Source organism: Streptomyces sp. NPDC005402 (assembly GCF_040606575.1).
GTDB lineage: Bacteria > Actinomycetota > Actinomycetes > Streptomycetales > Streptomycetaceae > Streptomyces.
In genome coordinates this window covers 144,264-167,832 of record NZ_JBEXFB010000017.1, presented here as the reverse complement: position 1 = coordinate 167,832, position 23,569 = coordinate 144,264, and the positions used below count along the sequence as shown (strand labels likewise).

The window sequence follows — 23,569 nt, the reverse complement described above, 5'->3', positions numbered from 1 at the left end:
CGGGCAGGAGGGGCTGACCCGCTCAGGTACCGCCGGGTAGGGTGCGGATCCATGGGTGGCGAGAGCACTACACGTACGGCCCCGCACGGCGGAGGCACCAGCACGGGCCCAGTGGGCAGCCGGACCGGACAGCGACTGTCCGGACTGGCCGTCGTGCTGGGCCTGGTGCTGTTTCTCGGGGGATTCGCCTGGGGAGCGGTGCTGTACCGGCCGTACACCGTGCCCACCGGTTCGATGACGCCCACGATCGACGCCGGCGACCGGGTGCTGGCCCAGCGCGTCGACGGCGACGAGGTACGCCGGGGCGATGTCGTCGTCTTCACCGACAAGACCTGGGTGTCCAACGCGCCCGTGGTCAAGCGGGTCGTCGCGGTCGGCGGTGACACGGTCTCGTGCTGCACGGACGGGAAGCTGACCGTCAACGGCAAGAAGATCGACGAGACCTATCTCAAGGGCAGCGTGGTGGAGGACAAGTCCATCCCGACCGTGAAGGTGCCCAAGGGCCGCCTGTTCCTGCTCGGCGACGAGCGCCAGGGCTCGCTGGACTCCTCCGCCCACCTCACCGACGCGGCCCAGGGAACCGTGGCGCGCTCGGCCGTGACCGCTCGTGTGGACGCCGTCGTCTGGCCCATGAAGGGCATGCTGGAGCGCCCCACCGCCTTCGAACCGCTCGGCGCCCCGTCCTCGCCCGGCCCGCTGCGTACGATCTTCCTCCTGATCGTCGCCGGCGGGGTGCTGGTCATGGGCGGCGGGGCGTACGGGCCCGTGGCCAAGCTGTTCGGCGGGCGCTCCCGTGTCCGGACGGAGCCCGTCGGTGCCCGCTGAGGCGTCGGCCGGGTACGGGGACTCGTCCGAAGGCGGGCTGCGCAAGGTGGCCCGGGTGGTGCTGCTCGATCCCGAGGACCGCATCCTGCTGCTGCACGGGCACGAGCCGGACGATCCCTCCGACGACTGGTGGTTCACGCCCGGCGGCGGACTGGAGGGCGACGAGACCCGTGAAGAGGCCGCTCTGCGGGAACTCGCCGAGGAGACCGGCATCACCGAGGTGGAACTCGGGCCGGTGCTCTGGCGGCGGACGTGCTCGTTCCCCTTCGCGGGCCGTCGCTGGGACCAGGACGAGTGGTACTACCTGGCCCGTACGACGGTGACGGCCACCCGGGCCACGGCCCTGACCGAGCTGGAGCGACGCAGCGTCGCCGGAGCGCGCTGGTGGACGTGTCGGGAACTGACCCAGGCACATGAGACGGTGTATCCGACCAGACTCGCCGAGCTGCTGCGCAGGCTGCTCGACGAAGGTCCTCCGGCCGGGCCCGTGACCCTCGACACCGAAATCGTCTAGGTGCTGACGGGACTGGCGCACAATGGTGGGATCGCACGGCTGAAGGGGAACATGCCATGAGCGCCGAGGACCTCGAGAAGTACGAGACCGAGATGGAGCTCAAGCTCTACCGGGAGTACCGCGATGTCGTCGGTCTGTTCAAATACGTGATCGAGACCGAGCGACGCTTCTACCTGACCAACGACTACGAGATGCAGGTGCACTCGGTCCAGGGTGAGGTGTTCTTCGAGGTGTCCATGGCGGATGCGTGGGTGTGGGACATGTATCGGCCGGCTCGCTTCGTGAAACAGGTTCGGGTGTTGACGTTCAAGGACGTGAACATTGAGGAGCTGAACAAGAGCGATCTGGAGCTGCCGGGCGGGTGAGACCGGCCCGGTCCTGTGACTCGTGTGGGTGACGGGGTTTTCCACAACCGCTGAGTAGTCCACCAAGATCAACTCGGTGGGCGGGGTTGCGTGATCGTTGGCGCCGGAGGTGGTGCCGACATGAACGCACGCAGTGCACTCGGCAAGTACGGCGAGAGTCTGGCCGCGCGGCGGCTGACCGAGGCCGGGATGACGGTCCTGGAGCGCAACTGGCGCTGTGGCAGGACCGGCGAGATCGACATCGTGGCGCGGGACGGCGAGGTCCTCGTCGTCTGCGAGGTCAAGACACGCCGGACGGGTGCCTTCGAGCATCCGATGGCCGCGGTGACGCCCGAGAAGGCGGAGCGCCTGCGGGGCCTCGCCGCCTGCTGGATCCACGCCCATGGAGGAGCGCCACCGGGAGGCGTCCGCATCGACCTGGTGGGCGTCGTCCTGCCCCGGCGCGGCGCGCCCGTGGTCGAGCACGCGCGGGGGGTGGCCTGAGATGGGTTTCGCTCGTACGTGCTCGGTGGCGCTGGTCGGCGTCGAAGGGGTCGTGGTCGAGGTCCAGGCCGACCTGGAGCCCGGGGTCGCGGCCTTCACACTGGTGGGGCTGCCGGACAAGAGCCTGACGGAGAGCCGGGACCGGGTCCGGGCGGCCGTCGTGAACTCGGGGGGCGAATGGCCCCAGAAGAAGCTCACGGTGGGGCTCAGCCCGGCGTCGGTTCCGAAAGCGGGTTCGGGATTCGACCTGGCTGTCGCATGCGCCGTGCTGGGCGCCTCGGAGCGGATCGACCCGCGTGTGCTCGCCGACATCGTGATGATCGGAGAGCTGGGCCTGGACGGCAGGGTGCGTCCGGTCCGGGGCATCCTGCCCGCGGTGCTGGCCGCCGCGGACGCCGGTTACGTACAGGTCGTCGTGCCGGAGTGCGCCGCGGCCGAGGCCTCGCTGGTGCCCGGGGTCTCCGTGCTGGGCGTACGCAGTCTGCGGCAACTGATCGCGGTCCTCGCGGACGAACCGGTGCCCGACGAGGAGCCGCACGAGCCCGGCCGCCCCGATCCGCTGCTGGCCGGCCTGCGCGTGCCGGGCACGGGGGCGGCCACCGGCATGCACAGCTCCGGAGCCGCTCAGCAGGACCATGGACACGATCTGGCCGACGTCGTCGGTCAGACCTCGGCGCGGACGGCCGTGGAGGTCGCGGCGGCCGGAGGCCATCACCTGTTCCTGGAGGGGCCGCCCGGCGCTGGCAAGACGATGCTCGCCGAGCGGCTGCCCGCGGTGCTGCCCCGGCTGGCCCGGGAGGAGTCGCTCGAGGTGACGGCGGTGCACTCGGTGGCGGGGCTGCTGCCACCGGGCAAGCCCCTGATCGACGTCGCCCCCTACTGCGCCCCGCACCACTCGGCCACCATGCAGGCCCTCGTCGGCGGCGGACCCGGTATCGCCCGTCCCGGGGCGGTGTCGCTGTCTCATCGAGGCGTTCTCTTTCTGGACGAGACCCCCGAGTTCAACACCCGGGCCCTCGACGCGCTGCGGCAGCCGCTGGAGGCGGGGCACGTGGTGATCGCGCGCAGTGCGGGTGTCGTACGGTTCCCGGCGAAGTTCCTGATGGTGCTCGCGGCCAACCCGTGCCCCTGCGGTCGTTTCTCGCAGACGGACGACTTCTGCGAGTGCCCGCCCTCGGCCGTCCGCCGCTACCAGGCCAGGCTCTCCGGCCCGCTGCTCGACCGGGTCGACCTGCGCGTGCAGGTGGACCGTGTCACGCGTGACCAGCTTGCCGGACGCGGTGCCCGGGGCGAGTCGACCGCCGTGGTCGCCGACCGGGTCCGGGCCGCCAGGGAACGGGCGGCGATGCGCTTCGCCGGTAACCCGTGGCGGACCAACAGCGAGGTGCCCGGACGCGAGCTGCGCAGCCGCTGGCACGCCGTGTCCGGGGCGATGGACGAGGCCGAGCGCAATCTGGAGCGGGGTGTCCTGACCGCCCGGGGGCTCGACCGCGTCCTGCGCGTCGCCTGGACCGTCGCGGACCTCGTCGGACACGACCGCCCGGACGCGGCGGACGTCGCCCTGGCGCTGCAACTGCGCACCGGAGTGCCCCGGGGCGTGCCCATGGCCATCGGGGCGCTGACATGAGCGGCGACGAACCCGACGCGGAGCTGCTCGACCGCGTCTTCCTCGCCCGGGTCGTCGAGCCCGGCGACGAGACCGCGGGGCGCTGGGTCCGGGAGCGGGGTGTGGCGGAGGTGGCCTCGCGGTTGCGCGGGTACGGGGAGCCGTTGCCGGGGGTCGGCGAGAAGCGCTGGGGTGGAATGCGGGCCCGGGCCCAGGTGGCCGAGCCGCGCCGGGATCTCGCCGTCGCGTACGAGGCCGGGGCGCGGTTCGTCGTTCCCGGGAGCGCCGAGTGGCCGGGACAGCTCGACGACCTCGGGGACGCGCGGCCGCTCGGACTGTGGGTGCGGGGGCGGCCCAGCCTGCGGATGTGGGCGCTCAGGTCCGTCGCCCTCGTCGGGGCCCGCGCCTGTACCGAGTACGGAGCCCACATGGCGGCCACCCTCGCCACCGGGCTCGCCGAGCTCGGGTGGGTTGTCGTGTCCGGCGGGGCCTACGGGGTCGACGGTGCCGCCCACCGCGGTGCCCTCGGCGCAGGCGGCGCCACCGTCGCCGTCCTGGCCTGCGGGGTCGACCGGCCCTATCCGCGCGGACACACCCAGTTGATCACCAGGATCGCCGAACAGGGTCTGGTGATCGGGGAGTTGCCACCCGGCGATCATCCGACGCCCAGCAGATTCGTGCTGCGCAACAGGGTGATCGCCGCCCTCACCCGGGGCACCGTGGTCGTCGAGGCCGCCCACCGCAGCGGCTCACTGGTCACCGCCCGTGCGGCACAGCGGTTGGGCCGTCACACGATGGGGGTGCCCGGGCCGGCCACCAGCAGCTTGTCCGCGGGGGTGCACGAGCTGCTGCGCGGGGACGCCACGTTGGTCACCGACCCCGCGGAAGTCGTGGAGCTGGTCGGCGACATGGGGGAGCTGGCCCCCGACCGGCGCGGACCCGTGCTGCCGCGCGATCTGCTGGACCCGGAGGCACGGAGGGTCCTGTCCGCACTGCCCGCGCGGCGGGAGGCCGGCGTGGACGAGATCGCGCGCGGTGCGCAGACGACCCGGGACGACGCCGTCGCGAGACTGTACGAACTCCGTTCACTTGGTTACGTCGAACGACACGGCGACGGCTGGAAGTTGACACGCCAGGCGATGATCTCCGTCCGGGGCGGCCGTGGCCCGTGCTGACCGAGCGTGTTCGGCCGTCCGGGGGAACCCCGAAGGACCTGGGGAATTCCCGCAGTTGGGGATTTTCGTTGATCACACAGCGCGACGACCTTGCCTCACGGGAGCGGCCCGCGAAACGTGTCCGGGCGTGAACCCGGACACGCTGTTTGCGCACTGCGACTCTTCAGTCACGCTACGCTCACGGGGTTTCCGACGCACTCCACGTACATCGCGTACTTCAGGCAGAACGGCACAAGGCGACGAATGCCCCAGCACACTTCCGGGTCCGACCGGGCGGCCATCCCCCCAGCCGCCCGTGACGGTGGCGGCGTGCGGCCGCCGGCTCCCTCGACGCTCGACGAGCTGTGGCGGTCGTACAAGACGACGGGGGACGAACGGCTGCGAGAGCAGCTGATCCTGCACTACTCCCCGCTCGTGAAGTACGTGGCCGGGCGGGTGAGCGTCGGGCTGCCGCCCAACGTCGAGCAGGCGGACTTCGTCTCCTCGGGGGTCTTCGGGCTCATCGATGCGATCGAGAAGTTCGACATCGACCGGGAGATCAAGTTCGAGACGTACGCGATCACCCGGATCCGGGGCGCGATGATCGACGAACTGCGGGCGCTGGACTGGATCCCGCGGTCCGTGCGGCAGAAGGCGCGCAACGTCGAGCGGGCTTACGCGACGCTGGAGGCGCGGCTGCGACGTACGCCGACCGAGGGGGAGGTCGCCGGCGAGCTGGGGATCGCGGTGGACGATCTTCACGCGGTCTTCAGCCAGTTGTCGCTGGCCAACGTGGTGGCGCTGGAGGAACTGCTGCACGTCGGCGGCGAGGGCGGCAACCGGCTGAGCCTCATGGACACGCTGGAGGACACCGCCGCGGACAACCCCGTGGAGGTCGCCGAGGACCGGGAGCTCAGACGGTTCCTCGCGCGGGCCATCAACACGCTGCCCGAGCGGGAGAAGACCGTCGTGACCCTGTACTACTACGAGGGGCTCACGCTCGCCGAGATCGGGAACGTGCTGGGAGTGACCGAGAGCCGGGTCAGTCAGATCCACACCAAATCCGTGCTGCAGCTACGGGCCAAGCTGGCCAGTTTCGGTCGCTGACCTGGCCGGACCGCCTGCCCGTCGCGGCCGGTCGGGCGGAGTGACTCCCGCCCGGAGTGGCGCGTCCGTACAGTGGTTGACGTGCCAAGGATTCGAGCGGCCTCCGTGGCCGAGCACCGGTCGATGCAGCGAGCCGCCCTGCTGGACGCGGCTCGCTCTTTGCTGTCCGAGGGCGGGACGGAGGCGCTGACCTTCCCGGCTCTCGCCGAACGGACGGGGCTCGCGCGGTCGTCCGTGTACGAGTACTTCCGGTCGAGGGCCGCCGTGGTCGAGGAGCTGTGCCAGGTCGACTTCCCGGTGTGGGCCGCGGAGGTCTCGGCGGCGATGGCCTCGGCGCAGGGGGCGGAGGCCAAGGTCGAGGCGTATGTGCGCCGGCAGCTGACGCTGGTGGGGGACCGGTGGCACCGGGCCGTCGTCGCCATCTCCGCGAGCGAGCTGGACGCAGGGGCCCGGGAGAAGATCCGGGCGGCGCACGGCGGACTGGTCGCGATGATCGTCGAGGCGCTCGCAGAGATGGGGCACGAGCAGCCTCGGCTGGCGGCGATGCTGGTGCAGGGGGTGGTGGACGCGGCGGTGCGGCGGATCGAGCTGGGGGCGGCGGAGGAGCCGTCGGTCATCATCGAGGTCGCGGTTTCCATGGCGCTGCGGGGTGTCCGGGGCTGAGGCCTGCGCTCGCCGGGCCGGCGGGGGCGGCCGCGCTCGCGGGGTGCCCGCGGTCAGGGCAGGGGCACATCGAGTACGGGGAGCAGTCTCGACGGGCCCCTGCGCAGGAGCCACGGCGGGAGCAGGGAGAGCGGGTCGAGGTAGGTCTCGCCTCTGCGTAGGCCCCAGTGCACGCACACAGCCGTGCAGTGGGAGACCGTGGCGTCCACTGTTCCCACCGTCTCGCCCGCCTCCACCTCGTCGCCCTTCCGTACCGACGCCGTCACCGGCTCGTAGGTCGTCCGCAGGTCCGTTCCTGTCAGTTCCACCGAGATCACGCCCTTTCCCGCCACCCGGCCCGCGAAGGACACCCGGCCCGGTGCCACCGCTCGTACCGGGGTGCCCGGAGGGGCCGCCAGGTCCACACCGCGGTGGCCGGGGCCGTACGTCGTCGCCGGGGGCTCCCAGCCGCGTAGGACCGCCGGGCGGGTGCCCACGGGCCAGGTGCGGCCCACCACCGGTACCGAGACGTCCGTGCCCGTCGGCTTCAGAGGGGTCGGTGGGGTCGGTGGGTGAAGCGGCAGAGCTGCCAGGGCCGGCAGCAGCAACCCCAGCGCCGTACCCGCACATCGTTTCGCTCGCATCCCCGAACCGTGCCGCACCCGGCCGTGTCACGGCCGGCACCTGTGGATTACTCCCCGGTTGTGGACAGCGGCGTCAACCGGTACCCCGGCGGTCCCGTACACTTCTTCTGGCGATCCGGGTCACCGGGTCGACTTCGCACGCCCCGACATCTGGCCGTCACGCGGTCGGTGTCAGCGCCTCTCGGTCCTTTGCGGCAAGGCGCGTCGCGGGCGTCAGGCGCGAGTGCCCTCCGGTACCCGCGGTACAACCGAGAACACCAAGGAGAACGGCCATGGCCGTCGTCACGATGCGGGAGCTGCTGGAAAGCGGCGTCCACTTCGGTCACCAGACCCGTCGTTGGAACCCGAAGATGAAGCGCTTCATCTTCACGGAGCGCAACGGCATCTACATCATCGACCTGCTCCAGTCGCTGTCGTACATCGACCGCGCCTACGAGTTCGTCAAGGAGACCGTCGCCCACGGCGGCACGGTCATGTTCGTCGGCACGAAGAAGCAGGCGCAGGAGGCCATCGCCGAGCAGGCCACCCGCGTCGGCATGCCCTACGTCAACCAGCGCTGGCTGGGCGGCATGCTCACCAACTTCTCGACCGTCTACAAGCGTCTGCAGCGCCTCAAGGAGCTCGAGCAGATCGACTTCGAGGACGTCGCCGCCTCCGGTCTGACCAAGAAGGAGCTTCTCGTGCTCTCGCGCGAGAAGGCCAAGCTGGAGAAGACCCTCGGTGGTATCCGCGAGATGTCCAAGGTGCCCAGCGCCGTCTGGATCGTGGACACCAAGAAGGAGCACATCGCGGTCGGCGAGGCCCGGAAGCTCAACATCCCGGTCGTCGCCATCCTCGACACCAACTGCGACCCCGACGAGGTCGACTACAAGATCCCCGGCAACGACGACGCGATCCGCTCCGTCACGCTGCTCACCCGCGTGATCGCCGACGCCGTCGCCGAGGGCCTCATCTCCCGCTCGCGCGTCGCCACCGGTGACAAGGGCGAGAAGGCCGCGGGCGAGCCGCTCGCCGAGTGGGAGCGCGACCTGCTCGAGGGCGGCGAGAAGAAGGCCGAGGAGGCTCCCGCCGCGGAGGCGGCCGAGGCCCCTGCTGCTGAGGCCCCCGCCGCCGAGGCCGAGGCCGAGGCTCCGGCCGCCGAGGCCACCGAGGCTGAGGCTCCTGCTGCCGAGGCTCCCGCCGAGGCCGCTCCGGCCGCGGACGCCGAGCAGGCCTGACCCGTCAGCGTCAGAAGGTGACGGCGGGAGCGGGGGTATGAACTCCGCTCCCGCCGTTCACCCGTAGGTCAGCGGAGAGTCGGCGGCCCCTGGCTGTATGGGGGGCCGCAGACCCCGTAGATCTTCGATCTTCCAGACTTCGAGAAAGATTCACAGACTCATGGCGAACTACACCGCCGGCGACGTCAAGAAGCTCCGTGAGCTCACGGGCGCCGGAATGATGGACTGCAAGAAGGCGCTGGACGAGGCCGAGGGCGACGTCGAGAAGGCCGTAGAGGCGCTCCGCATCAAGGGCCAGAAGGGCGTCGCCAAGCGCGAGGGCCGCTCCGCCGAGAACGGCGCCGTGGTCTCGATCATCGCCGACGACAACTCCTCCGGTGTCCTGGTCGAGCTGAAGTGCGAGACGGACTTCGTCGCCAAGGGCGAGAAGTTCCAGGCCGTCGCCGACAAGATCGCGCAGCACGTCGCCGCGACCTCCCCGGCCGACCTGGAGGCCCTGCTCGCCTCCGAGATCGAGGCCGGCAAGACCGTTCAGGCGTTCGTGGACGAGGCCAACGCCAACCTCGGCGAGAAGATCGTCCTGGACCGCTTCGCGCAGTTCGCCGACGGTTACGTGTCCGCGTACATGCACCGCACGATGCCCGACCTGCCCCCGCAGATCGGTGTCCTCGTCGAGCTGGACAAGCCGGACGCGGAGACCGCTCGCGGTGTCGCCCAGCACATCGCGGCCTTCGCGCCGAAGTACCTCTCCAAGGAGGACGTGCCGGCCGAGGTCGTCGAGTCCGAGCGCCGTATCGCCGAGGAGACCACCCGCGCCGAGGGCAAGCCCGAGGCCGCGATCGCCAAGATCGTCGAGGGTCGCGTGGGCGGCTTCTTCAAGGACGCCACGCTGCTCGGTCAGCCGTACGCGCTCGACCCCAAGAAGTCGGTCCAGAAGGTCCTGGACGAGGCCGGTGTCACCCTGAAGCGCTTCACGCGTATCAAGGTCGGCATCTGAGTCCGTACCGCGAGCGACGCGCGGGCCCTATAGGGTCGTCAGCAGTCGTCCGGTACGCCGCCACGCACGCGCGTGGCGGACGACAGCAGATCTGACGAGGAGGCCATTGCCGCGCATGGGATGCGAACCAGTTCCCACCGGCAGTGGCCTTCTTCGTATGTGCAACAGGTGAAAGAGGCGGGATCCCATGACCACCAAGGCCCAGAAGAGCGACGACGGCAAAGTACGCGGCCGGTTTCTGCTGAAGCTGTCCGGAGAGGCGTTCGCCGGTGGCGGGGGCCTGGGTGTGGACCCCGACGTGGTGCACAAGATCGCTCGTGAGATGGCCGCCGTCGTCCGGGACGGCGCCGAGATCGCCGTCGTCATCGGCGGCGGCAACTTCTTCCGTGGTGCGGAACTCCAGCAGCGCGGCATGGACCGCGCCCGCTCGGACTACATGGGCATGCTCGGCACCGTGATGAACTGCCTCGCCCTCCAGGACTTCCTGGAGAAGGAGGGCATCGACAGCCGGGTGCAGACCGCCATCACCATGGGCCAGGTCGCCGAGCCGTACATCCCGCTGCGTGCCGTGCGCCACCTGGAGAAGGGCCGTGTGGTCATCTTCGGCGCCGGTATGGGCATGCCGTACTTCTCCACCGACACCACCGCCGCGCAGCGCGCCCTGGAGATCGACGCCGAGGCGCTGCTCATGGGCAAGAACGGCGTGGACGGGGTCTACGACTCCGACCCGAAGACCAACCCCGACGCGGTCAAGTTCGACTCCCTCGGATACGGCGAGGTCATCACCCGCGACCTGAAGGTCGCCGACGCCACGGCCGTCACGCTGTGCCGCGACAACAAGCTCCCGATCGTGGTCTTCGAGCTCCTGACGGAGGGAAATATCGCGCGAGCCGTCAAGGGTGAGAAGATCGGCACGCTGGTGGGTGAGCAGGGCAGCCGGGACTGACCCGGGGATACACCCGGTCCCTGACCGGGGGATGGACAATGTCCTGCCGGTCGGGAACCGTGCAGGAAGAAGACGCGACGCAGCCGGCCGCCGCCCCCAGGCACTTGGAACAGCAGCCGGGCCTACTCAAGACACGCAGGAGCAAGTGGTGATCGAAGAGACCCTCCTCGAGGCCGAGGAGAAGATGGAGAAGGCCGTCGTGGTCGCCAAGGAGGACTTCGCCGCGATTCGCACCGGGCGTGCGCACCCGGCGATGTTCAACAAGATCGTGGCCGACTATTACGGTGCGCCGACGCCGATCAACCAGCTGGCTTCGTTCTCCGTGCCGGAGCCGCGCATGGCCGTGGTGACCCCGTTCGACAAGACCGCCCTGCGCAACATCGAACAGGCGATCCGCGATTCCGACCTGGGCGTCAACCCGAGCAACGACGGCAACATCATCCGAGTGGTGTTCCCCGAGCTGACCGAGGAGCGCCGCCGCGACTACATCAAGGTGGCCAGGAGCAAGGCCGAGGACTCGCGCGTGTCCATCCGCTCGGTCCGCCGCAAGGCCAAGGACGCGATCGACAAGCTCGTCAAGGACGGCGAGGTCGGCGAGGACGAGGGCCGTCGTGCGGAGAAGGAGCTCGACGACGCGACGCACAAGTACGTCGCTCAGGTGGACGAGCTCCTCAAGCACAAGGAAGCGGAGCTTCTCGAGGTCTGATGAACGACTCTTCCTGGGCGACGCCGCCACACACCGGGTACTGGGGGCCGTCCGACCAGGGGCCTGTCCAGGGGGCTGCCCCGGCGGGTTCCGCGTACGATGCGCATGACGCGCAGCACACTCGCCCCATGCCCACCGTGCCCGACGGACCGGCTGTACCTCGCTATGGCGACGACGACCAGGATGACGACCGGGGGACCGCTCGGCTGAGCGGTCCCTTGTTCCGGGACGAGGCGTTCCGGGACGAGGCGTTCCGGAGCGAGACGTTCCGTGAAGAGACCGCATCGGCGCAGCCCTACGCGGCGGCGCCGCAGAAGCAGAATCCGGAGCCCATGCCCGACGCCCCGCAGCCGGCACCCGCGCCGCAGAAGAAGAGCGCGGGGCGGGACCTGGGCGCGGCCATAGGGGTCGGGGTCGGACTCGGCGTGGTGATCGTCGCGTCGCTGTTCTTTGTCAAAGCCGCGTTCGTCGGCGTGATAGCGGTCGCCGTGGTGGTCGGTCTGTGGGAGCTGACCAGCAGGCTGCAGGAGCGCAAGGGCATTAAGGCACCTCTGGTCCCGCTGGCGCTCGGCGGGGCCGCGATGGTCGTCGCCGGGTACGTCCGCGGCGCCGAGGGCGCCTGGGTCGCCATGGCGCTCACGGCGCTCGCCGTCCTCGTCTGGCGGATGACGGAACCGCCGGAGGGCTATCTCAAGGACGTCACGGCGGCTGTCTTCGCGGCGTTCTACGTCCCGTTCCTGGCCACGTTCGTCGCCATGATGCTGACGGCCGAGGACGGGGCGGCACGCGTCCTGACCTTCCTGCTCCTGACCGTCGTCAGCGACACCGGCGCCTACGCGGTCGGCTGGCGCTTCGGCACCCACAAGCTCGCGCCGCGCATCAGCCCCGGCAAGACCCGGGAGGGCCTGGTCGGAGCGGTGGCGTTCGCGATGGCGGCGGGCGCGCTGTGCATGGAGTTCCTGATCGACGACGGTGCCTGGTGGCAGGGTCTGCTGCTCGGGCTCGCGGTCGCGGCCAGCGCGACGCTGGGTGACCTCGGCGAGTCGATGATCAAGCGGGACCTCGGCATCAAGGACATGGGTACGCTCCTGCCGGGCCACGGCGGCATCATGGACCGCCTGGACTCCCTGCTGCCGACGGCGCCAGTGGTGTGGCTGTTGCTGGTGCTGTTCGTGGGGTCCGGCTGATCGCGCGGTTCCTGCGTACGGCTCTTCCTGTACGGCTTTTCGGCCCCCGTCCTGTTCTCAGGGCGGGGGCCGGGTCGTTGAGGGCACAGGAGCTCTTTGCACTGCGCCAAGGCGGGCACGGTGCAGACCGGGTGGGCGCACATTGTGTGTCAGGCCTTGCTTCGCAGACGTAGAAGGAGCCGTTTCCGCGGGACCTCGTCCGGGATGCTGACCGTCGCGTCGGCTTTCGAACGGGGGAGCGGGATGAGCGAGCAGTTCGGGGTGGACCCCGAGACGTCGACGGATCTGGCGGGCAGGTTCGACCGGGAGGCGACGGGGCTTGCCGGGCCCATCGGGTCGTTCTCGGGAAGCGCGGCGGAGATCGGGCAGGCGTTCGGGCTGCTGGGAATCTGTGAGGGGCGACGGAGAAGTACCGGCAGCTGCAGGACAACACCGTCAAGGCGCTCGGGCACCTTCCGGACGTGCTCAGGAGCGACAGCGACCGGCTGCGGCTGAATGCCACCCACTACGCAGCATGTGCGCCCAGGTCCACTGGCGGCGGTCCGGGTAGAGCGGGTCGAGGGTCTTGCATGCCTCGATGAGGCGACGGGCGTGGTCGGGCACGCCGAGGCGGTCGAGTTCGGGGAGTTCGCCGATGCGGCGATCGAGGGTTCCGGTGTTCTCGGCCGCTTTGGTGGCGTATTTGGCGACGTGGGAGGCGACGGCTTGCTCAGTGATGCAGTGATGTCGGAGCCGTCGCCGAAGGCCTTGATGGCGGGAGGTGCGGGCGGGGTGGTCGGCCCGGCCGGGGCCGCGACCGAGGTGTAGGCGTGTGCGGCGGCGGCGCGTATCGCGTCGTCGAGCAGCTGCGTGGTGGCCCAGGCCGGGGGCGGGGTGTCTGGTCCGTCGGGGCCGTCGATGCGGGTCCGGAGGGATCACCTGCGGGCGCGGATCCGCCGGAGGCGTCTGCGGACCTTCCGCGCGGTCCGCCGGGCGGCCGACGGGCGCGGCTTCGACGAGGGCATGACCCGCCGACTGCCCGACCAGTCCGGTACGGTCACCGCGTACGCGTGATCGGGAATACCCACCAGCCGGTCACGGAAATGCGGATAGACGAGGTGGAGCCGGCCGGCCCGGCCGTGCCGGACCACTCCCGGCACTGTCTTGGCCCGGACGAATTCCAGGATATTCTTCAACGGATCCAGCTTGCCCGTGGCGACACAGGTGAGAATCAGCCGTTCACCGACCTTTATTCGGTCGGACAGGCCCCGGGTCCAGTACGCCGCCATCGGAGCGGCCAGTTCCATTCTGTGCAGCTGCTCGCTTTCCGGCTGTCTCAGCAGTGCGGGGCCGAATTGCTGTAAGAGCCCGACCGTGAAGGGCCTGACCATCAGCTGATCGCGCTTGGCGCCGGGCGGCACGAGTCTCGCGATCAGGTCCATCAGCGCGTGGATCGCGGTGAAGCGGGCCGTGTAGTCGCCTCTCCGGGTCGCGTGGTTGCCGTCGTCGCGGTTGACGAGGTAGTAGCAGACGTAGTCGGCGACGACGGACACGCCGTTGCCGCGCAGATACGCCTCCATGGTGAAGAGCGCGTCCTCGCCGGTGGTGAGGCTCTCGTCGAACCTGAGTCCCAGCCGCTGGATCAGTTCCCGCCGGAACAGCTTCTGGGCGCTCAGCGTGAAGATGACCATCGACGTGGCGACATCGGCGTGCTCCAGCGTGCGGCCGAACATCGACCGCGGGACGCCGCGGTTGACGCCCTCCATCTTGCCGAGCACCACATCCGTGCCGGCCCGGTCGGCCATCGCGACCAGCCGCTCCAGGGCTTCGTCCCCGAGGTAGTCATCGGCGTCCAGAAAGAACACATAGCGGCCGCGGGCCAGCTCCAGGCCGACATTGCGCGGACCACTGGGGCCGCCGGAGTTGGCCTGCCGCACCACCCTGGTGGGCATCTTCGACGCGGCGGCGAATTCCTCCAGGTATTCCCCCGTGCCGTCGCTCGACCCGTCGTCGATGGCGACGATCTCCATTCGGTCAGCGCCCAGTGACTGACGCTCGACCGATTCCAGACAGCGAACGAGATAGGGCATGGCTTGATATGCGCCGACGATTACCGTGACGTCGGGCTCAGGTTGGCTATTCATCAAACAACGAGACAACCGGTTCTGAACATTGGTTGTCCGGAATTGCACAATCCGGATATCGTTACAGGTAGGAAACCTTCCGATTGGCTCCGGGCGGGCCTTGCGGTGCGCGACCGGACGCGGGGCGTGCCGCCGCAGATCAGCTGCTGGTAGCGCACACCAGCGGCGGGGCGACCGGCTCCGGTAACTGCCGGAAGACGGTTTCCAGCAGCTCGACGAGACCGGACGAACGCAGGTGGTCGTGCATGTCCTGGCACAGTCCACGCAGGGTCCGGCCGGTGTGGCGCCTCGGATGCTCGCCGACCAGCGCGGGCAGCCGCGGTCGAGGGGCGCGTCCGCGTCGTAGAGGGCCTTGAGATCCGTCAGGGCGTCGAGGAGTGTGCCCCACTTGCCCTTGGTGATGCCCAGACAAGCCCGCCTCCTCGGCCGAATCCCGTCCGCCGCCCGCCCGCTGGCCCTGGTCACCGCCGTCGGCCGCACCGTCGGTGTCGGTGTCGGCGTTGCGACTACGTAACGACAGTCGTAGAGAGCCACAGCCCCAGGTCACTCATTTGGATCTGCGACACTGGTACAGCTATGCCTAAGCCCGGAGAACTGATGTGATCCGGGCACGAAGAAGCCCCCTACCAGCGATGTTGTCGCCAGTAGGGGGCTCTCTTGTGCCCGCTGGGCCGTCCCTGGGCCGTCAGGGCTCCTGGGCCGTGCCGAAGACGACGTCCAGGGCCCGGCGAGCCCGCTCGCTGCTGCTGGGCATCAGATGGGCGTACACCCGCAGCGTCATCGCCGGATCGGCGTGGCCGAGGTACTCGCTCACGGCCTTGATGCTCTCGCCCGCATCCAGGAGGACCGAGGCGTAGAAGTGGCGAAGCGCGTGCATCCCGTGCTGCCGGGCGGAGGCGTACGGCTTCCCGGATTCCGGCGTCGGGATGAGGCCGGCCACGGCAAGAGCGCGCTTCCACTCATGGACGTTGAAGTTGCTCCGCCAGACGATCCCGCCGACTGTGTTCGTGAAGATCAGGCGCCGCTCGGTGAGAGGGCCGTCCGGCCTGCCCCACGGCAGCTTGATGTCCACGGGCGGGTGACTCTTCATGTGCCGCCGCAAGGCAGTGGCGACCGAGGAAGGCAGAGGTACGTCCCGCTCCTTGTTGCCCTTGGGCGGAGCGAAGACGGCGACGCCACGGATCAACTTGACCTGAGTGGTGACACGAAGCGTGATGCCGTCGGGCTGCATGGCGTCCTCGGCCAGGCCGATGATCTCGCCTTGTCGGAGACCGCAGCCGCTACCTACGTCGACCATGGCTCGGTAACGCTCGGGCAGCGCGTCGCGGACCGCACGCACCTGGGACGGGAGCCAGGGCACCACCCGGGCGGTGGAGACGGCGGGCGGGCGGACCGACGCAGCCGAGCACGGGTTCCGGGCGAGGTGACCGTCATCCACGGCGGCCGACAGCACCGCGCGGACGTTGGCGTAGATGTTGCGGGCGTACGTGCCGCCTATCGAGTCGTTCTCCAGGTCGCGCACGAACTCGCGAATGTGGACCGGGCGGAAGGACCCGAGCGGACGCGCCCCGATCCGAGGGAACGCGTGCAGCCGCAGCCGGGTCTCCGCTCCGATGCGGGTGTTCAGGTCGGTCGTCTGCCCGGCGATCCAGCGTTCCGCGTACTGCTGGAAGGTCGTCCGGGCAGCCCTGGGATCGACGTACTGACCACGGGACATGTCGGCAGCGGTCTCGGACAACCACTCTTCCGCCCGGCGCTTCTGACGGTCGGGGAAGGACTTGCTCTTCTCGGTGCCGTCCGGTCCGACGTACCGGGCCCGGTAGCGGAGACCGTTGCCGTAGCGCTCGGCCTTGACTCTCATGGGCTTGCCGTCCGGACCTGGTTCTGTCTTGTACCAGCGGTCTTGGATGTGACCGGCCATCAGGCAGCCTCCCCAAGCTGGGAGTCCACCCAGGCCCGTACGTCGTTCGGGTCGAAGCGCAGGTGCCGGCCGACGCGGAAGCCACGGGGACCGGTGCGCTTGCGGCGCCACTGGTAGACCGTCTCGACGCTGGGCAGCTCGAACATGTCGACCAGGTCGTCGGGGGTCAGGAAGCGGCTCGGCAGCTCGGAGGACATGTCACCACTCCCTTTCGTCGGCCAACAGGTACGGCAGTTCCTCGCGGGCGGTCTCGCGGTTGTGTTGTAGGTCGCGGCGGATGTTGGCGGCGATCCAGGATTCGCCGGGGGTGTGGCCGTGTCCGGCGTAGGACCAGTGGGCGAGGGTCAGAGTGGTTGCCTCTTCGTCGTCGGGGTCGGGCAGGCTGAGGGCTTGGCGTTGTTGGGTGGCGCGGTAGTCGGCGCGGGTCTGTCGGAGGGCGCCGAGGGTGGTGGAGTAGCGGCGGGACTTGGTGGAGAAGTGGCCGCGGAAGCCGAGCATGTGGGCCCAGTCCCGCAGCTTTCGGTCCGGGTACAGCGCGTGGAGGTCGAGGCAAGCAGCGATCAGTCGGGCGGGGTGGTCGGGCACGTCGAGCAGGACCAGGGCTTCCTTGTTGCCGATCCGACGATCAACCGTGCCGGTGGTCTCAGCGGCCTTGGTGGCGTACTTGGCGACGTAGGCGGCGACCTTCTGTTCGGTGATGTCTTCTCCGCCCCCGAAGGCTTTGATCGGCTGGACGTCGAGCTTGACGCCCCAGCGCAGCGTGCGGGCAGGCTGGTCACCAGCAGGGGGGACGTCGACGGCAACGCGCTTGCGGGCGCCGCGGATCGCCTCGGTGAGGAGTTCGAGGGTGGCCCAGGCCGGGGGCGGGGAGTCGGGCCCGTCCGGGCCGTCGAAGCGGATCACGGCGTGGAAGTGCACGGCGCCTCGCTTTTGGTATTCGGCGACCTTGCCGAAGGAGACCCGGGACTGTTCGCGGGCATCCTTCTGTGTGAGTCCGGCCCGCTTGGCGACCTCGCGGCGGAGGTAGATCGTGAAGTAGCGCCACAGCTCGGAGGCATGGTTGTTCCACAGCACCGCGCCCGCGTAGTCGTAGGTCGCCGGGTCCAGCGGGGTGCCCAGCTCGGCAGCATCCTCGGAGTGCCGCACGCCGCAGCGGCAGCGGCCGGTATCGGGCCGGTTGTGGACCCGGCCGAACGAGGGCGCGGTGAGGGTGGCGAAGACCCTCGGGTGATCCCGGATCGTGTGCGGAGTCCCCTTGGCAGGGTCGCCGACGAGTCCGGCGCGGATGAGGTGGTAGGTGTCTCCGGCGTAGGTCCAGGCGCACGAGGGGCAACGGGAGGCCCGCCGGTTGCCGCACGCGATCCGAAGCCGCCCGCCCGGCTCCGTGTCGGTCGAGTAGGAGTGCAGGATCTGTCCAGAGGCAGCGTCGCGGGTGACCGTGGAACCTTGCAGGTGGATGGGGTCGGAGCAGCCGCCGGTACGGCGGATCTGGTCTTGGATGCGGTCGAAGCCGGTGGACCCGGCCAGCCTCAGCACGTCGGCGAGGGTGGCCGGGTCCAGGCCCGCCATGGTGGCGGTGTCGGTCACACGATCACCTTCCGGCCCGGGTGAGCGCGGCGGAGGTGCGGCGACCGGTGCCCTTGCAGGCGAGGCAGGTGACTCGGAGGGTGGTACGAGTGCCGTCCGCGCTGCGGGTGCCGGTGGTGATGGCGACGACGGGGAAGCCGTCGCAGTCGCGGCAGACGGGCGTGTTGAGGGCGTGCTGGGGCATGATGAGACTTCCCTTTCGGGTCCTTTGGATCTGGATGGGCGGAGCCGTCCGGGGCGGCGGATACCTGGCAGTAGAGGCCGCCCTGGACGGGCGTTACTTGCGGCGGTTGCGTCCGCGCGGAATGGGCCGGATGGAGTCGTAGGACTCGCGGCCCTGCTCGAACGAGGTGCGGTCGCTGTCGCTCAGGCCGGACGTACCGATCTGCCGGTTGATACGGGTGACGGTCTTGCGGTCGCCGTGGCGCTTGGCGATGGCGTACTCGCGGCCCAGTTCGGCCATCTCCGCGTTGGACGGGGTGTCGTCGTTCCTGCGGCTGAAGAAGCCCATGTCAGCGGTTCCTTTCGGCGTTGAGGATCGAGCGGACGACGAGCGCGCACACGGCCACCGACATGCCGGTGATGGCGACCGCGAGGAGCATGGAGACCAGCACCGCGCCGACGACGAGGACCACGGCGCCACCGCCCGCCGCGAGGGCGAGCGCGCTACCGGGGGTGAGCTGGACGACCGGCCGATTCGAGGCGACTGGGGCCGGAGCGACGGGGGCCGCCGGGGTGGGGAGGTTGGAGGCCGGAACCGGGATCGTGGTGGCCGGCGGGGCGGTGTCCGGGGGCGGGTACTTCGGGGTGAACACGGGTGATGTCCCTTCGGGCCGGGGTTACTTGACGAGCGAGTCGACGGTGGGGCCGAGGAAGCTTCCTGCGACGAGGTAGCCGCCGAGCAGGAGCAGGACCACCAGCCAGATCGGCGGGCGAGTGAGCTTGATGCCGAGGTAGCCGACGACGATCACGGCGAGCCAGAGCGGAACGTCCATGACGGTGATCTCCCTTTCAGGCCTTGCAGCGGTGGGTCTGGGCGGCGAGTTCGGCGGCGGCGCGGTCGGTGTAGTCGGCGGAGAAGCCGCAGCCCGGCGCGGTGCACGCGGCGATGTGCTTGTCGCGGCCACGGCCGTCGTAGTACGTGCCGACCTGCACGGGGCCGAAGCGGCGCCGGTCACGGAAGCGGCGATGAGCGGTCACGAGCGAACGTCCCTTCAGATCAGGTGAGTTGAAGATGTGCGGCGATCGCGTTGGCCATGGGGGCGGGCAGTTGGAGCCGGGCGGACAGAGCGTCGGCGGGCAGCGGGTATCCGGTGGAAGCACGGTGTGCGTCGGCGATCTTCCGTGCGTGATCCAGCAACGCGGACGGAACCGCGGGGACATCGGCCGGGGGCGCCTCGGGGGTAGCCGGTGCCAGTTCTGGAGCCGGGGCGGGGTCGTCGGCGCGGTGCATGTCGACGTCCAGCACGGCCACCTCGTCCACATCCTGCGTAGGAGCGGCCGGTTCGGTCGGCGAGTGCACGAGGAGGGTGCCGCCGAGGAAGGCGAGCGCGGGCCAGCCAGCGACGAGGATGCGCAGCCACGCGGGCACGTGTTCCAGGTCGAGGAGTCCAGCGGTGGCGATGTTCGCGCCGAGCGAGGCGAACAAGGCGATCGTGAACCATGTCCAGGCCGAGCGGTCCCGGCGGGCGGTGCGCAGCCGACGCCAGGCGGCGACCAGCAGCAAATCAACCGAGATCGGGTAGGCCCAGGCCTTCCAGCCGGATTGCCCGGCCGCGTCGGCGAGATCGTGCAGATGGGCGAAGGACAGCGCGCCAGCGATCACAGCCTGGATCAGCACGGCATCCAGACGGAGCGATCGGGTCATGATCTGTGCCTCCCTTCACTTGACCAGCGATGGAGCGTCGACGGTCGGAGCGGGCACGTTGGGCCTGAAGGCGAAAAGGAACGGCAGATCCGGCACCAGGTGCTCGAAGTCTCGGCAGGTTGCAGCGACCTTGTCGCGGGAGATCTCCGGGGTGCGGATCTTGCACCAGCCACCGGACGCGTCAGTGGCCACGGCCGTACCAGGCCGGTTCGCAGGGATCGCACACGCGGCCGGCACCGCAGTCTGGGCGACGTCCTTGAGCCCCATCTCGGCAGTTTCCTTGTCGTTCACGCGGTGCACGACCCGGCCAGTGAGCTGGGCACGGAGCATGGTGGCGCCCTTGCCGAGGTCAGAACCGAAGCGCTGCCCGCAGATCTCCAGGTAGATGCCGACCGCGCGGGCCATCTGCGCGAGGCGGATCAACGCCGTGACGATCCGGGTGCGGCGGTCCTCGTCTTCCTTGCGGGAGATCAGGAAGAGTTCGGCGATCTCGTCGACCAGCACCACGATCGGCGCAGGCCGTAGATCCTCCGGTAGTTCCCAGATATCCGAGGCGCCGTGCAGGTTCAGCAGGTCGAAGCGGTCTTCCATCTCCGTGACCAGCACATCCGCGAGTGACGCGGCATCATCCGGGTTGGTCGCCAACGCGGAGAGGCGGGGGGCGAACGGGGACTGTTCCACTCCGCGCTTGCAGTCCATCCCCACCAGCGCCACCGGCAGTTGGGCCAGCCCGTTGATCAGGTTGCGCTGATACATCGACTTGCCCGAGGAGTTGGCGCCCAGGGTCAGCGCCATCGGCGCCTTGAGGTAGTCCCGCTCGAACGCGGTCCCGTCATCGCGCAGCGCGACCGGTACGGCCATGCCGTGGGGCTGTGCCTTGCGCGGCATCCGCACCCGACGCAGCACGTCATAGCCCGTCATCCGCAATTCGACGAACCCTGGCTTGGTCACCACCACGCGCACCGCGTGCACACCCCAGGCGTGCCGAAGACGCTCCGTCGAAGCGATCACGTCGGCAGGCTCCAGACCGGCCGGAAGCCGCAGCGTCACCCGAAGCCCGGTCGAGGTGGGCCGTATCCGGCGGATCTTCGGCGCTACCGGCTGCACTTCACGACGGGCCACGTTGCGGGCCATGAACGCCCGCAGCCCGGACGGCTGCACCGTCAGACCGCACACGTCCATCGTCGAGCGGTACGAGTAGGAGAACCGGCCCCACGTGGCGGGCAGACCGACCAGCGACCAGTACACGCGCGGCGCGCTGACCTTCGCGTAGCCGAGTCCGCCAGCCGCCGACGCGGCTCCTGTGGCCTCCAGCCACACCGTCCAGTCAGCCATGATCAGGCCGCCGGGGTGATCGCGACCGCACGGAACGAGATCCCGTGCCGCTTCTGGCCGTTGAACTCGTTCTCCCAGTCACGGGCCTTCAGGCCGATGACCTTGACCGGCATGCCCGGCACCAGGCCCTCGGGGAGGCCCGTCTCCGGCACGGTTACCTGGTAGAGGTTGCCCTCTCCGTCGTCCGAGACCAGCAGGCCCACGGTCGAAAGGCTCGCGTTGGTCTCCCGGTCCACGGCCCGCTCACCGGTCTTCTTGTTGACCATCTTCGGCTCCGGGGCAGTCGCCACGAACACCACAGCGGTCGAAACGTCGATCTTGAACGACGGCATGAAGTACTCCCTGAGTCGATGCTTTGGAGCAGCCCAAAGAAGGCCCTCCATGCCCGCTGTCCTAGGACTGCGGGCGACTTAAGGAGACTGTGGCACGCAGTCCTAGGACTGTCAACAGTCCTGGGACTGTGGTTGACTTGCCTAGTCGAGAGGAGCGCGAAATGGCGCCGAAGTGGCGGGAGCTAGCTGACAAGCTGGCTGATCAGATCAAGAGGGGTGAGTACGCGCCGGGCCAGCAGCTTCCGCAGATCAGGGAACTAGTTGCGGAAGGTGAAGGCTCCAAGTCCACCGTCCATCAGGCCTACAAGGCTCTGGAAGCAGAGGGCCTGGTGACGTCGTCCCGTGGGCACGGCACCGTCGTACGACAGCGGGTTCCGCTTAAGCGACTCGGCATTAACCGGTACGACAAGGCGAAGTGGCGCGACGGCGACGAGGTGGCTTTCATCGCCGACCGCGTGGCTTCTGGACGCAGCTACCGCCGGAACGAGCAGACCCAGTCCGTCAGTCGCGTCGAAGCCCCGCCAGCGGTCGCCGCTGCACACGGCCTCCCCGAAGGGGCGGAGGTGTACGCGCGAGCACGACTGGTGAAGGAAGGCGACCAGCCGACCCACACCCTCACCAGTTACTACCGGCCCGAACACGTCGAGGGAACCCGGCTGGTGGACCCGGCCCCGGGACCGGCCGGCCGCGGCGGAGGATTCAGGGTGCTGTACGACGCCGGTTACGAGATCGACCACATGAAAGAGGAGATCTTCGCCAGGGCCGCCACAGCCGACGAGGTGAAGCTCTTGCAGTTGCCGCCGGGGGAACCCGTCGTCGAGCTGCATCGGACGACCTACACGGCCTCTGGCACAGTGGTGGAGTTCGCCATTGGTGTACACGCGGCTTCGCGCTTCGCCTGGGAGTACGACTTCCAGGTGCCGGACTCGGCGAAGGGCGAGAAGGGGTAGGAATGATCTCCACTCAGGCATGGGCCGACGCGCGGCGTCTGTGGGACTACCACCAGATGGGGCATGCCTTGCGTCCGTGCTCGGTCGCGATCGGGTTGGGTAGCCATGACCTGGGTGTGGCCGATACGGCCGTAGACCTCTACAAGCGTGGCCTGGCTCCCCTACTTCTGTTCACGGGAGCCACCAGTCCGACGACGCGGGAACGCATGCCGCGGGGAGAAGCCGTCCACTACCGCGAACGGGCCCTCGAACTCGGCGTTCCCAGCTCAGCCGTGCTCGTGGAGCCCCAGGCCCGCAACACCGGCGAGAACATCCGGTTCTCCAGGGCGGTGCTTGAGGATGCCGGGGTTGAGGTCTCCTCGGTGCTTCTCATCAGCAAGCCCTACGAGGAGCGACGCGCGTATGCCACAGCACGCAAGCTGTGGCCCGAGGTCGAGTTCGTCAGCGCGTCCACGCCGATGACGCTTGAGGAGTATGCGGACTCGATTCAGGATGCTCGGTTGGTCATCGACATGCTGGTGGGGGCGTTGCAGCGTCTCTTGGTCTACCCGGAACAGGGGTACATGATCAGCCAGCCGGTACCGGATGACGTGCGTGAGGCGTACGAGCGGCTGTGCCACGCGGGTTTCACCAGCCGACTTCTCGCTACTGACCAGCACTCCGCATGATGCCCCCGTTGCGTGGCTCGGCCTCGGAAGAACGAGAAGCGGCGATGAGTGCGTTCCGTGCGGTGCTCACCACAGACCCCTTGAGCGACGAGGCGCCGCCCATCCGAACGCATCACGGCCGCGATCTGACACCGCTACTCGGCAATTGATCTTTGATCGCTCCTGGGACCTGTTACAGGTTTCTCTACCTCATCAAGGGCCCGCGCAAAGCGCGGGCTGGCCCCTTGGGCCTGGCCCTCTGCGCCTTCGGCGCCGGGCCTGGCCCCTGGGGCCGCAAGCATGTTACGGCCCAGGTGGTAGAGCCCTAGACGGGCAGGCCACGGTCAGAACGATGCCTCCGGCGGGGGATCGGCCGGCACCGGGATGGAGGGGGCGCCATACGCGGCCGCGGGT

At 69.3% G+C, this 23,569-nt stretch carries 29 protein-coding genes and 1 pseudogene; 15 read left to right on the top strand and 15 right to left on the bottom strand.

Annotation, left to right across the window (positions count from 1 at the left end; genetic code table 11):
- The first annotated feature begins 51 nt into the window (after positions 1–51).
- From lepB to ABZT02_RS29930, 8 genes are all read left to right on the top strand, one after another.
- The gene (gene lepB / locus ABZT02_RS29965; protein WP_356022867.1) at positions 52–825 is read left to right on the top strand and encodes a signal peptidase I; all 774 of its coding nucleotides are present in this window, start codon (positions 52–54) and stop codon (positions 823–825) included.
- Entirely contained in the window at positions 815–1,339 is a 525-nt protein-coding gene (locus ABZT02_RS29960; RefSeq protein WP_356022865.1) for an NUDIX hydrolase, read from the top strand. The genes lepB and ABZT02_RS29960 overlap by 11 nt, the downstream gene beginning before the upstream one ends.
- A 56-nt stretch (positions 1,340–1,395) precedes the next feature.
- Complete coding sequence (locus ABZT02_RS29955; RefSeq protein WP_003965949.1) at positions 1,396–1,704, top strand: DUF2469 domain-containing protein; 309 nt, start codon at positions 1,396–1,398, stop codon at positions 1,702–1,704.
- 120 nt (positions 1,705–1,824) lie between these two features.
- Positions 1,825–2,187, top strand: a complete 363-nt coding sequence (locus ABZT02_RS29950) for a YraN family protein (protein WP_020138762.1) — start codon at positions 1,825–1,827, stop codon at positions 2,185–2,187.
- A gap of 1 nt (position 2,188) precedes the next feature.
- Complete coding sequence (locus ABZT02_RS29945; RefSeq protein ID WP_356022862.1) at positions 2,189–3,814, top strand: YifB family Mg chelatase-like AAA ATPase; 1,626 nt, start codon at positions 2,189–2,191, stop codon at positions 3,812–3,814.
- Positions 3,811–4,968 (top strand): DNA-processing protein DprA, encoded by a 1,158-nt coding sequence (dprA, locus tag ABZT02_RS29940; RefSeq protein ID WP_356022860.1) that lies wholly within the window; start codon positions 3,811–3,813, stop codon positions 4,966–4,968. Before ABZT02_RS29945 ends, dprA begins: the two co-directional genes overlap by 4 nt.
- A gap of 243 nt (positions 4,969–5,211) precedes the next feature.
- Positions 5,212–6,054 (top strand): RNA polymerase sigma factor WhiG, encoded by an 843-nt coding sequence (whiG, locus tag ABZT02_RS29935; protein WP_356022858.1) that lies wholly within the window; start codon positions 5,212–5,214, stop codon positions 6,052–6,054.
- Positions 6,055–6,159: 105 nt separating this feature from the next.
- Positions 6,160–6,717 (top strand): helix-turn-helix domain-containing protein, encoded by a 558-nt coding sequence (locus tag ABZT02_RS29930; RefSeq protein WP_356022977.1) that lies wholly within the window; start codon positions 6,160–6,162, stop codon positions 6,715–6,717.
- A 53-nt stretch (positions 6,718–6,770) separates the two neighbouring features.
- Here the strand turns inward: ABZT02_RS29930 and ABZT02_RS29925 are convergent, their stop codons facing one another.
- On the bottom strand, positions 6,771–7,340 hold the full coding sequence (locus ABZT02_RS29925) for a M23 family metallopeptidase (protein ID WP_356022855.1): 570 nt from the start codon (positions 7,338–7,340) through the stop codon (positions 6,771–6,773).
- A gap of 272 nt (positions 7,341–7,612) precedes the next feature.
- Between ABZT02_RS29925 and rpsB the strand changes: the two genes are divergently transcribed.
- The 5 genes from rpsB (at position 7,613) to ABZT02_RS29900 (ending at position 12,393) form a co-directional block, all read left to right on the top strand.
- Complete coding sequence (gene rpsB / locus ABZT02_RS29920; protein WP_356022853.1) at positions 7,613–8,557, top strand: 30S ribosomal protein S2; 945 nt, start codon at positions 7,613–7,615, stop codon at positions 8,555–8,557.
- Positions 8,558–8,717: 160 nt separating this feature from the next.
- Positions 8,718–9,554 carry a translation elongation factor Ts gene (gene tsf, locus ABZT02_RS29915; protein ID WP_356022849.1) on the top strand — a complete coding sequence of 279 codons (837 nt, stop codon included), beginning with the start codon at positions 8,718–8,720 and terminating at the stop codon, positions 9,552–9,554.
- Positions 9,555–9,741: 187 nt separating this feature from the next.
- Positions 9,742–10,500: a UMP kinase gene (gene pyrH, locus ABZT02_RS29910; RefSeq protein WP_356022846.1), complete on the top strand. Its 759-nt coding sequence runs from the start codon at positions 9,742–9,744 to the stop codon at positions 10,498–10,500.
- A gap of 148 nt (positions 10,501–10,648) precedes the next feature.
- Entirely contained in the window at positions 10,649–11,206 is a 558-nt protein-coding gene (gene frr, locus ABZT02_RS29905) for a ribosome recycling factor (protein ID WP_356022844.1), read from the top strand.
- On the top strand, positions 11,206–12,393 hold the full coding sequence (locus tag ABZT02_RS29900; protein WP_356022842.1) for a phosphatidate cytidylyltransferase: 1,188 nt from the start codon (positions 11,206–11,208) through the stop codon (positions 12,391–12,393). Before frr ends, ABZT02_RS29900 begins: the two co-directional genes overlap by 1 nt.
- 510 nt (positions 12,394–12,903) lie before the next feature.
- On the opposite strand, the pseudogene ABZT02_RS29895 reads toward ABZT02_RS29900, so the two are convergent.
- The 14 genes and pseudogenes from ABZT02_RS29895 to ABZT02_RS29830 all read right to left on the bottom strand — a co-directional run.
- Positions 12,904–13,295: pseudogene (locus ABZT02_RS29895) on the bottom strand (replication initiator); the annotation flags it as partial.
- Between the two features lie 12 nt (positions 13,296–13,307).
- The gene (locus tag ABZT02_RS29890) at positions 13,308–14,516 is read right to left on the bottom strand and encodes a glycosyltransferase family A protein (protein WP_356022975.1); all 1,209 of its coding nucleotides are present in this window, start codon (positions 14,514–14,516) and stop codon (positions 13,308–13,310) included.
- 139 nt (positions 14,517–14,655) lie between these two features.
- Complete coding sequence (locus ABZT02_RS29885) at positions 14,656–14,904, bottom strand: hypothetical protein (protein ID WP_356022839.1); 249 nt, start codon at positions 14,902–14,904, stop codon at positions 14,656–14,658.
- A gap of 297 nt (positions 14,905–15,201) precedes the next feature.
- Positions 15,202–16,437 (bottom strand): site-specific integrase, encoded by a 1,236-nt coding sequence (locus tag ABZT02_RS29880; RefSeq protein ID WP_356022837.1) that lies wholly within the window; start codon positions 16,435–16,437, stop codon positions 15,202–15,204.
- Positions 16,437–16,634, bottom strand: coding sequence for a helix-turn-helix domain-containing protein (locus ABZT02_RS29875; RefSeq protein ID WP_351805131.1), 198 nt, complete (start codon positions 16,632–16,634; stop codon positions 16,437–16,439). Before ABZT02_RS29875 ends, ABZT02_RS29880 begins: the two co-directional genes overlap by 1 nt.
- A 1-nt stretch (position 16,635) precedes the next feature.
- Positions 16,636–18,024, bottom strand: coding sequence for a replication initiator protein RepSA (repSA, locus tag ABZT02_RS29870; RefSeq protein WP_356022833.1), 1,389 nt, complete (start codon positions 18,022–18,024; stop codon positions 16,636–16,638).
- Between the two features lie 4 nt (positions 18,025–18,028).
- Positions 18,029–18,208 carry a hypothetical protein gene (locus ABZT02_RS29865; protein WP_356022831.1) on the bottom strand — a complete coding sequence of 60 codons (180 nt, stop codon included), beginning with the start codon at positions 18,206–18,208 and terminating at the stop codon, positions 18,029–18,031.
- 93 nt (positions 18,209–18,301) lie between these two features.
- On the bottom strand, positions 18,302–18,535 hold the full coding sequence (locus ABZT02_RS29860; protein WP_356022829.1) for a hypothetical protein: 234 nt from the start codon (positions 18,533–18,535) through the stop codon (positions 18,302–18,304).
- 1 nt (position 18,536) lies between these two features.
- Positions 18,537–18,839 (bottom strand): SpdD protein, encoded by a 303-nt coding sequence (locus ABZT02_RS29855; protein ID WP_356022827.1) that lies wholly within the window; start codon positions 18,837–18,839, stop codon positions 18,537–18,539.
- Positions 18,840–18,863: 24 nt separating this feature from the next.
- The gene (locus tag ABZT02_RS29850) at positions 18,864–19,019 is read right to left on the bottom strand and encodes a hypothetical protein (RefSeq protein ID WP_169808255.1); all 156 of its coding nucleotides are present in this window, start codon (positions 19,017–19,019) and stop codon (positions 18,864–18,866) included.
- 16 nt (positions 19,020–19,035) lie between these two features.
- Positions 19,036–19,224 (bottom strand): mobile element transfer protein, encoded by a 189-nt coding sequence (locus ABZT02_RS29845; RefSeq protein ID WP_356022823.1) that lies wholly within the window; start codon positions 19,222–19,224, stop codon positions 19,036–19,038.
- A gap of 19 nt (positions 19,225–19,243) precedes the next feature.
- Positions 19,244–19,891: a DUF2637 domain-containing protein gene (locus tag ABZT02_RS29840; RefSeq protein ID WP_356022820.1), complete on the bottom strand. Its 648-nt coding sequence runs from the start codon at positions 19,889–19,891 to the stop codon at positions 19,244–19,246.
- A 15-nt stretch (positions 19,892–19,906) separates the two neighbouring features.
- Complete coding sequence (locus ABZT02_RS29835; RefSeq protein ID WP_356022818.1) at positions 19,907–21,226, bottom strand: FtsK/SpoIIIE domain-containing protein; 1,320 nt, start codon at positions 21,224–21,226, stop codon at positions 19,907–19,909.
- 2 nt (positions 21,227–21,228) lie between these two features.
- The gene (locus ABZT02_RS29830) at positions 21,229–21,558 is read right to left on the bottom strand and encodes a hypothetical protein (RefSeq protein ID WP_356022816.1); all 330 of its coding nucleotides are present in this window, start codon (positions 21,556–21,558) and stop codon (positions 21,229–21,231) included.
- Positions 21,559–21,719: 161 nt separating this feature from the next.
- Between ABZT02_RS29830 and ABZT02_RS29825 the strand changes: the two genes are divergently transcribed.
- Entirely contained in the window at positions 21,720–22,508 is a 789-nt protein-coding gene (locus tag ABZT02_RS29825; RefSeq protein WP_356022814.1) for a GntR family transcriptional regulator, read from the top strand.
- A 2-nt stretch (positions 22,509–22,510) separates the two neighbouring features.
- Complete coding sequence (locus ABZT02_RS29820; protein WP_356022811.1) at positions 22,511–23,176, top strand: YdcF family protein; 666 nt, start codon at positions 22,511–22,513, stop codon at positions 23,174–23,176.
- Positions 23,177–23,569 lie beyond the last annotated feature (393 nt).

Coding starts and splice junctions, on each gene's coding strand:
- lepB (WP_356022867.1), top strand. CDS start 52: ATGGGTGGCGAGAGCACTACACGTACGGCCCCGCACGGCGGAGGCACC.
- ABZT02_RS29865 (WP_356022831.1), bottom strand. CDS start 18,208: ATGCCCCAGCACGCCCTCAACACGCCCGTCTGCCGCGACTGCGACGGC.
- ABZT02_RS29875 (WP_351805131.1), bottom strand. CDS start 16,634: ATGTCCTCCGAGCTGCCGAGCCGCTTCCTGACCCCCGACGACCTGGTC.
- tsf (WP_356022849.1), top strand. CDS start 8,718: ATGGCGAACTACACCGCCGGCGACGTCAAGAAGCTCCGTGAGCTCACG.
- ABZT02_RS29825 (WP_356022814.1), top strand. CDS start 21,720: ATGGCGCCGAAGTGGCGGGAGCTAGCTGACAAGCTGGCTGATCAGATC.
- ABZT02_RS29860 (WP_356022829.1), bottom strand. CDS start 18,535: ATGGGCTTCTTCAGCCGCAGGAACGACGACACCCCGTCCAACGCGGAG.
- rpsB (WP_356022853.1), top strand. CDS start 7,613: ATGGCCGTCGTCACGATGCGGGAGCTGCTGGAAAGCGGCGTCCACTTC.
- ABZT02_RS29955 (WP_003965949.1), top strand. CDS start 1,396: ATGAGCGCCGAGGACCTCGAGAAGTACGAGACCGAGATGGAGCTCAAG.
- ABZT02_RS29820 (WP_356022811.1), top strand. CDS start 22,511: ATGATCTCCACTCAGGCATGGGCCGACGCGCGGCGTCTGTGGGACTAC.
- ABZT02_RS29900 (WP_356022842.1), top strand. CDS start 11,206: ATGAACGACTCTTCCTGGGCGACGCCGCCACACACCGGGTACTGGGGG.
- ABZT02_RS29880 (WP_356022837.1), bottom strand. CDS start 16,437: ATGGCCGGTCACATCCAAGACCGCTGGTACAAGACAGAACCAGGTCCG.
- ABZT02_RS29950 (WP_020138762.1), top strand. CDS start 1,825: ATGAACGCACGCAGTGCACTCGGCAAGTACGGCGAGAGTCTGGCCGCG.
- ABZT02_RS29945 (WP_356022862.1), top strand. CDS start 2,189: ATGGGTTTCGCTCGTACGTGCTCGGTGGCGCTGGTCGGCGTCGAAGGG.
- ABZT02_RS29890 (WP_356022975.1), bottom strand. CDS start 14,516: ATGAATAGCCAACCTGAGCCCGACGTCACGGTAATCGTCGGCGCATAT.
- ABZT02_RS29840 (WP_356022820.1), bottom strand. CDS start 19,891: ATGACCCGATCGCTCCGTCTGGATGCCGTGCTGATCCAGGCTGTGATC.
- ABZT02_RS29925 (WP_356022855.1), bottom strand. CDS start 7,340: ATGCGAGCGAAACGATGTGCGGGTACGGCGCTGGGGTTGCTGCTGCCG.
- dprA (WP_356022860.1), top strand. CDS start 3,811: ATGAGCGGCGACGAACCCGACGCGGAGCTGCTCGACCGCGTCTTCCTC.
- ABZT02_RS29835 (WP_356022818.1), bottom strand. CDS start 21,226: ATGGCTGACTGGACGGTGTGGCTGGAGGCCACAGGAGCCGCGTCGGCG.
- ABZT02_RS29830 (WP_356022816.1), bottom strand. CDS start 21,558: ATGCCGTCGTTCAAGATCGACGTTTCGACCGCTGTGGTGTTCGTGGCG.
- pyrH (WP_356022846.1), top strand. CDS start 9,742: ATGACCACCAAGGCCCAGAAGAGCGACGACGGCAAAGTACGCGGCCGG.
- whiG (WP_356022858.1), top strand. CDS start 5,212: ATGCCCCAGCACACTTCCGGGTCCGACCGGGCGGCCATCCCCCCAGCC.
- ABZT02_RS29850 (WP_169808255.1), bottom strand. CDS start 19,019: ATGGACGTTCCGCTCTGGCTCGCCGTGATCGTCGTCGGCTACCTCGGC.